The 7,775-nt window shown below is 58.6% G+C and carries 5 protein-coding genes; 4 read left to right on the forward strand and 1 reads right to left on the reverse strand.

The features are described 5' to 3' along the window. Positions 1–102 precede the first annotated feature (102 nt). The 4 genes from B5E43_RS12560 to B5E43_RS12575 all read left to right on the forward strand — a co-directional run bounded on the left by B5E43_RS12560 (position 103) and on the right by B5E43_RS12575 (position 6,676). A complete protein-coding gene (locus B5E43_RS12560; protein ID WP_087397232.1) occupies positions 103–2,175 on the forward strand; it encodes an elongation factor G in 2,073 nt (690 codons plus the stop codon). A 470-nt stretch (positions 2,176–2,645) separates the two neighbouring features. Then, the gene (locus B5E43_RS12565) at positions 2,646–4,202 is read left to right on the forward strand and encodes an AbgT family transporter (RefSeq protein WP_087397234.1); all 1,557 of its coding nucleotides are present in this window, start codon (positions 2,646–2,648) and stop codon (positions 4,200–4,202) included. 108 nt (positions 4,203–4,310) lie between these two features. After that, positions 4,311–5,504, forward strand: a complete 1,194-nt coding sequence (locus B5E43_RS12570) for an amidohydrolase (RefSeq protein ID WP_087397236.1) — start codon at positions 4,311–4,313, stop codon at positions 5,502–5,504. Then, entirely contained in the window at positions 5,501–6,676 is a 1,176-nt protein-coding gene (locus B5E43_RS12575) for an amidohydrolase (protein WP_087397238.1), read from the forward strand. The genes B5E43_RS12570 and B5E43_RS12575 overlap by 4 nt, the downstream gene beginning before the upstream one ends. 60 nt (positions 6,677–6,736) lie before the next feature. On the opposite strand, the gene B5E43_RS12580 is transcribed toward B5E43_RS12575, so the two are convergent. Further along, positions 6,737–7,775: peptidase dimerization domain-containing protein (locus B5E43_RS12580; RefSeq protein WP_087397240.1), on the reverse strand; the 1,039-nt coding region annotated here is incomplete at its 5' end.

Below are 7,775 nucleotides of genomic sequence, written 5' to 3' on the forward strand. Positions count from 1 at the left end.
GGTTTTTAATGTATAATAACCAACAGCGTGTAACGTCTTTTGGAATGGTAGACCAATCCAAGACGGAGCAACTGTCCAAACAGTAAGGAGTGGAAACAAGATATGAGCTATTCTGTACAAAACATCCGCAATGTCTGCCTGCTGGGACACGGTGGGAACGGAAAGACCGCCCTGGCGGAGAGTCTGCTTTATATGACTGGCGCCATTGACCGCATGGGCAAGAGCGTAGACGGAAATACCGTGTGCGATTACGACCCGGAGGAGGTTAAGCGTCAGATTTCCATCTCCCTGTCCGTGGCTCCTCTGGAGTACAAGGGCTGTAAGATCAATGTTCTGGACACTCCGGGCGGCTTCGACTTTTCCGGTGAAGTGATGGAGGCCCTGCGTGCGGCGGACGCGGCCATTATTGTCTGTTCGGCCAAGGATGGCGTGTCCGTGGGTCTGGAGAAGGCCTGGAAGTATTGCGAAGAGCGGAATATGCCCCGCTTCATCTATATCTCCAAGACCGACGAGGATAACTCCGACTATAACGCCACCTTTGAGGCCCTGCGTGCCAAGTACGGCAACAAGATTGCTCCCCTGGTGGTTCCCATCTGGGACGAGAACAAGAAGGTAACCGGCATCATCGACGTGCTCAACAAGCGTGCCTATGAGATGCAAAACGGCAAGCGGGTGGAGATCGAGATCCCCGAGGGGAAGGAAGAGGTCATCACCGAGTTTAACGACGCGCTGAAGGAGTCGGTGGCGGAGACCAGCGAGGAGTTCATGGACAAGTTCTTCTCCGGCGAGGACTTTACCTATGCCGAGATGATTCAGGGCCTGCGCCAGGGCGTGCGGGAGCTGTCCCTGTTCCCGGTGCTGTGCGGCTCGGCGGTGAATACCATGGGCTCTCTGATGCTGATGGACGACATCGTGGACCTGCTGCCCAACCCCATGGAGGGCAACTACCACAAGGCCACCCGCCAGGACGGCGAGACGGAGGAGTTCGTGGTCTCCCCCGGCGGCGTGCCCACGGCCTTTGTGTTCAAGACCGTCTCTGACCAGTACGGAAAGTATTCCTACATCAAGGTGCTCTCCGGTGTCATTACCTCCGACCTGTCCCTGGTCAACTCCCGGACAGGCAGCAGCGAGAAGCTGGGCCGGCTATATGTGATGAAGGGCAAGAAGGCCGAGGAGGTCAAGGAGCTGTCCTGCGGTGATATCGGTGCCATCGGCAAGATGGAAAAGGTCAAGACCGGCGACACCCTGTGTGATCCCCGTAAGGTGGTGGCCCTCAAGCAGATCCCCTTCGCCGAGCCCTGCTACTCCGTGGCCATCTCTCCCAAGACCCGCGGCCAGGAGGACAAGGTGGCCCAGGGCCTGAACCGCCTCAACGAGGAGGATCCCTCCTTCTATGTGGTGAACAACGCCGAGACCCACCAGATGGTCATTTACGCCGCCGGCGACATCCAGGTGGATGTGTTGGTGTCCAAGCTGAAGAGTCGCTTCAACGTGGAGGCCGAGCTGAAGGCCCCCCGGGTTCCCTACCGGGAGAAGATCCGCAAGACCGTCCAGAAGCAGGGCCGTCACAAGAAGCAGACCGGCGGTTCCGGCCAGTTTGGCGACGTGTGGATCCGCTTCGAGCCCAACCCCGACGAGGAGCAGATGGTCTTCGCCGAGGAAGTCTTCGGCGGCTCCGTCCCCAAGAACTTCTTCCCGGCCGTGGAAAAGGGACTGCGGGAAGCCTGCGTCCACGGACCGCTGGCCGGCTATCCGGTGGTAAATCTGAAGGCCGTTCTCTACGACGGAAGCTATCACCCCGTGGACTCTTCGGAAATCGCCTTCAAGACCGCTGCCCAGCTGGCCTATAAGGCGGCCATGCCGGAGGCCAACCCCGTGCTGCTGGAGCCCGTGGGTGAGCTGAAGGTCACGGTGCCTGACAGCTACATGGGCGACGTCATCGGTGATTTGAACAAACGCCGCGGCCGTGTCATGGGCATGACCCCCACCGGAGACGGCGACCAGATCATCGAGGCCGAGGTCCCCATGGCAGAGATGACCTCCTATGCCATCGACCTGCGGGCTATGACCCAGTCCAGAGGGTCGTACACCTTCCACTTCGTCCGCTACGAGGATTGTCCCCCCATGGCACAGGAGAAGGCGATTGCCGCCGCCAAGGCCATGGCAGAAGAATAAAATCAATAAAAAGTCGCCCGTCGACCAAGACGGGCGACTTTTTGTTCGCAATGGAACCGTAGTATATTTACAGGGTGCGAGGAGGTGCCTTGCATAAATGTTCTCAGCACGAGGACAAATGACGACAAAATGGCCTTTTAGGAAAGACGTGCGGGTAAAATATGAATAAATTATGAAAAAAGATGGCGGCGTCTATTGTCATAGGAGCAAGAATCCAGTATAATCAACACAGCACTTCGCAAAAGAGAAGGGGGGAGGAAACTCCCTTTTTTGCTACTCATACTCGGGAGTGAGCAGTGCTCTTGCGAAGATATGGGAAACGGAATTAGGAGAAAAGGGCGCAGGTCCGAGTTGTGCCCCCAGGGGGCTTTTTCGAAAGAACCCTGTTTTGGCCTCGGAGCCTTGGCAAATGGGAGAGATCAGGCCAGGGTGTCTGCGCTGGAAGTGCCCAGCGCAAGAAAGGAGTATGTATGACGGAAGAAAAGGCGAAAAAGGGTCTATTAGACCGAATGCTGGACGCCATTGAGCGGGTGGGCAACAAGCTCCCTGACCCCATCACCCTGTTTTTGGGCCTGGCAATCATTGTGGCGCTGGTGTCCTGGCTGTGCAGTGCTCTGGGTGTTCAGGCGCTCAATCCTGCCACCAATGAGATGGTGGTAACCCAGAACCTGTTCTCCGTGTGGGGTATTCAGTATCTGTGGTCCAACATCATCACCAACTTCTCCGGTTTTGCCCCTCTGGGCATGGTGCTGGTGGCCGTCATCGGCTCCTCTGTGGCGGAGAAGAGCGGTTTCCTGGTGGCTCTGATGCACCGCTTCCTGGGCGGAGCTAAGGGCTGGGTTGTATCCCTGGTCATCATCTTCCTGGGCATCAACCTGAACATTGCCGGTGATGCCGGATTTATCGTTCTGCCCCCCTTGGCCGCCATCCTGTATATGTCCATCGGCCGTAGCCCTCTGCTGGGTATGTATGTGGGCTTTGCCTCTGTGGCTGCCGGCTTCTGTGCCAATGTCCTGTTGGGCCTGTCTGACGCCCTGGCCTACGGATTTACCGAGGCGGCTGCCAAGATGGTGGACCCCAGCTATTCCGCTTCTATCGCCATTAACTGGTATTTCCTCATTGTTTCTTGTATCATCCTCACCATTGCTGGTACTATTCTGGTGGAGAAGGTACTGGTCCACCGCTTCCCCATGACTCCGGAGTCTCTGGCTCAGTATGACTTTGATGTAGAGTCCTCCAATCTCTCTGCGGTACAGAAGAAGGGGCTAGTAGTGGCTGGTATCGCCGAGCTGGTGTATGTGATCCTGATCCTGGTGCTGTCCCTGCCCATCTTTGGTCCCACCGCCATTCTGGCAGATGAGACCGGCTCCATCACCAACTCTGCCGCCCCCTTCACCAAAGGTATCGTGTTCACCGTCACTCTGGCCCTCATGATCCCCGGTATCGCTTACGGTATTGCCATCGGCAAGTACAAGAACGATAAGGATATCTGGGCTGATATTAGCCAGGGCTTTGCGGAGATGGGTAACTACGTATTCATGTGCTTCTTCATCTCCATCTTCACCAACTTCTTCTCCGTGTCCAACCTGGGTACCATCCTGGCCATCAACGGCGCCAACGGTCTGAAGGCCATTGGCTTTGAGGGCGTGCCTCTGATGATCGGCCTGATCTTTGTGGCCAGCTTTGTCAACCTGTTCATCGGTTCCGCTAGCGCCAAGTGGGCCATCCTGGCCCCCGTGTTCGTCCCCATGATGATGTTCATGGGCTACGACCCGGCTATCACCCAGGCGGTTTACCGCATCGGTGACTCCATCACCAACCCCCTGTCCCCTCTGTTTACTTACACCCCCGTCCTGCTGGGCTTTGCCCGCAAGTATGATAAGAACGTGGGTCTGGGCACCGTGATTGCCAACATGTTGCCCTTCTCGGTGACCTTCGCCATCGTGTGGATCATCCAGGTCATCGTCTGGGTGTCCCTGAACCTGCCTCTGGGCCCTGGCGGCGGCATCTATCTCCCGGTTGCCTGATCTGCCAGCCGAAAAAGGCCGTATTTCTGGGATAAATAAACCACCAGCGGCCCGAATTTGTAAGGATTCGGGCCGCTGCTCATATGAAAACAAGAAAAGGAGACCGCTATGAATTTTGCCACACGCGCGGCGGAGCTGAAAGAAGCAATCATTGCCCACCGCCACTATCTGCATCAGCATGCGGAGCTCTCCTTCCAGGAGAAGGAGACCACCGCTTATCTGGTGGAACAGTTGACCAAGCTGGGGATTCCGGTGCAGTCCTTTGATGACTATACCGGCTGTATTGCCACCATTCAGGGATGGCAGCCGGGCAAGACAGTGCTGCTCCGGGCGGATATTGACGCCCTGCCCATCCAGGAGAACAGTGGAGTGGAGTTTGAGAGCATCCACCCCGGGATCATGCATGCCTGCGGCCACGACTGCCATGCCTCCATGCTTCTGGGGGCAGCCCAACTGCTGTGGGAGCAGCGGGAACAGCTCAAGGGTACTGTAAAGCTGCTCTTCCAGGCCGCCGAGGAGGTCTTTGTGGGCAGCCATTACTACTGGGATAAGGGTTACCTGTCTGACGTGGATGCCGCCATGGGCATGCACGTTTGGCCCACCGTGGACAGCGGAAAGCTGTGTGTCCAGGACGGTCCGCTGATGGCCAGCTGTGACAACTTTAAAATCACCGTCCACGGAGTTTCCGCCCACGGCTCCCAGCCCCACAACGGCCGGGATGCCATTGTGGCGGCCAGCGCCATAATTTGCAACTTGCAGACCATCGTCAGCCGAATCAACGACCCCCTCAATTCCCTGGTGGTGTCGGTGGGTACCATCAAGGCGGGCACCCAGTTCAATATTATCACTGATACCGCAGTGATGGAGGGCACGGTCCGCGCCCATACCACCGAGGCCCGGAGTTTGGTGGAGGAGAACATGCGCCGGATCGTGGACGCCACCGCTCTGGCCATGGGCTGTACCGCCGAGATCGAGTACAATTACCTGGAGCCCCCGGTACGCAACGACGATTTGGCATTGAACAAAATTGCCCGCGAGGCGGCCAAGACCCTCTATGGTGAGGATGTTCTCCGCTCCACCGCCCTGGCCACCGGCAGTGAGGACTTCTCCTATATTATGGAGAAGATTCCCTCCTCCATGTTTGTGTTCCTGGGCTGCCGGGACGAGGAGACGGGGTGCGTCTATCCGGTCCACAATGAAAAGTTTAAGATCAATGAGAACATCCTGCCAGCGGGTGCGGCGGAGTACGCCCAATTTGCCGCCGACTATCTGGACAAGCATGCGGGAGGTGCGGGAAAATGAATATGCAGCAGCTGGCAAAGGAACAGGAAGCCTATATCATTCACACCCGCCGTCACCTCCACGCCCACCCCGAGGTAGGGGAGCATGAGGTGGAGACCACCCGGTTTATTGTGGGGGAGCTGGAGGCACAGGGCATCCCGGTGCAGACCTTTGAGGGGATCACCGGCTGTGTGGCCACCATCCAGGGCGGACAGCCCGGTAAAACAGTGATGCTCCGGGCGGACATTGACGCCTTGCCCATTCAGGAGAACCCCGGCAAGGAGTATTGCAGCCAGAATCCCGGAGTCATGCACGCCTGCGGCCACGACTGTCACACCGCCATGCTCCTTGGGGCCGCCCGGATTTTGTGGGCCCACCGGCAGGAGCTCAAGGGCACCGTGAAGCTCATCTTCCAGATGGCCGAGGAGATCGGTCGGAAGTCGGAGGAATATGTGAAGCGGGGCGTTCTGGAGGGAGTGGACGCCATCTTCGGTATGCACGTGTGGCCCTCCCTGGATGTGGGGACCGCCAACTTTGAGGCCGGGGAGCGGATGGCATGCAGCGACCGCTTCACCATCCAGATCAAGGGTAAGCTGTCCCACGGCAGCGCTCCTCACCTGGGCCACGACGCCATCCTGGCAGCCGCTGCGGCGGTGATGGCCCTGCAGTCCATCCCCAGTCGGCAAAATGACCCCCTCAACTCCCTGGTGGTCACCGTGGGTATGATGAACGGCGGTACTAAGGAGAACATCCTGTGTGACCACGTGGAGCTGGTGGGTACCGTCCGGGCCTTTAACCGGGAGTTCCGCCAGAGCATGCCCCAGCGCATCCAGAAGGTAGTGGAGCAGGTGGTTGCGGGCTATAACTGCACCGCCGAGTGTGACTACTACTTTGGTCCCAGCCCCCTCATCAACGACAACGACCTGCTCAACCGCCTGTCCCAGGGTGCAGCGGAGAAGGTGATGGGTGAGGGGTGTCTGGTTCCCTCGGTCAAGACCTTGGGGGCTGAGGACTTCAGCGTTTATATGGAGCACATCCCGGGCGTTTACGGCTACCTGGGGATCCGGAACCGGGAGAAGGGCATTGAGTGCATCGCCCACCATCCCAGCTTCGATGTGGATGAGTCGGTGCTCTATTACGGAGCCGGCATCTACGCCCAGTTTGCCATGGATTACCTGGAAGAGACCCACTAAAAATGGGAAAAACAGGTCCCCCGGTTATACCGGGGGACCTGTTTTTTAATTTTCACCCAATTAGCCGCTGATCTTTTTCACATACTCCTTATAGCTCTCCTTGGTGTAGGGGGCCTGATACCCTGCCACGATATTCTTAGCCTCAGCGCCGCCGTCCTTCAGCAGGCGGTAGGTCAGCAGGGCCATCATCTTGGCGGGCAGAATATGGGCCACGTCGGGGTTAGATACCTTGTAGTCCTTGGAGTGTAGGTCGCCGGTGCTGCCGCCGAAGGTGAAGTTTAAAACGGGCATCACGGCGAACAGGTCACCCACGTCAGTGCTGGCGGTGTTGCAGGCCCCGTCAGGGATGGAGACCACCTTGTACTGATCCCCCAACAGGGCGGCGGCATCCCACATCACCTGGTCAGGCAGGCGCTGGGGACAGGGCATATAGCCCTGGGAATTGACGATCTCCGCCTCACAACCGATGGCCATGGCAGCGCCCTGGAAGCAGTTGTCCACCTGTTGGCTCACCCGTTCAATGGCGGGCTGGTTGTTGGCGCGGACCATCATGTCCACGATGGCCTCGCTGGGGACGATATTGATGGCCTCGCCCCCCTTGCGGATATAGGGGTGGACCCGGACACAGTCCTTCTCCTGGAAGGTTTCCCGAATCATACCCAGAGCGGACATGCCCAGACAGGCGGCATTGAGGGCGTTGATTCCCAGATGGGGAGCAGCGGCGGCGTGGGCGGCCCGGCCGTGGAGGTAGACGGTCTTACCCACAAAGCCGGTGCAGGCGCTGTTGCCCAACACCAGGTCGGCCCCGGAGTCCCGGTCCACCATGAGAGAGTGGGTGGTGATGGCCAGATCCACGTTGTCAAACTCTCCCCGACGCAGTAGCTCACACTTGCCCCCGGCACAGTGGACGTCGTGGGTGCGGCGGACCTCCTCCCGAACGGAGGCGTCCTGGAACTCCTCGGCGGGGACGGCGAAGATGGTGGCAGTGCCGCCCAGGCTGGCGGCCACCTCCGGATCACTGAGGGCCAGGGCGGCTCCCAGCATGCACACGATCTGGGCATAATGGCCGCAGGCGTGGGCAAAGCCCTGGGGGGTGGCG

Origin of the sequence: Flavonifractor sp. An100 (genome assembly GCF_002161175.1) — a bacterium.
Classification (GTDB): Bacteria; Bacillota; Clostridia; order Oscillospirales; family Oscillospiraceae; genus Lawsonibacter.

Bases quoted from the DNA above. Each gene is read 5' to 3' on its own strand.
- B5E43_RS12560 (WP_087397232.1), top strand. From the start codon at position 103: ATGAGCTATTCTGTACAAAACATCCGCAATGTCTGCCTGCTGGGACAC.
- B5E43_RS12565 (WP_087397234.1), top strand. From the start codon at position 2,646: ATGACGGAAGAAAAGGCGAAAAAGGGTCTATTAGACCGAATGCTGGAC.
- B5E43_RS12570 (WP_087397236.1), top strand. From the start codon at position 4,311: ATGAATTTTGCCACACGCGCGGCGGAGCTGAAAGAAGCAATCATTGCC.
- B5E43_RS12575 (WP_087397238.1), top strand. From the start codon at position 5,501: ATGAATATGCAGCAGCTGGCAAAGGAACAGGAAGCCTATATCATTCAC.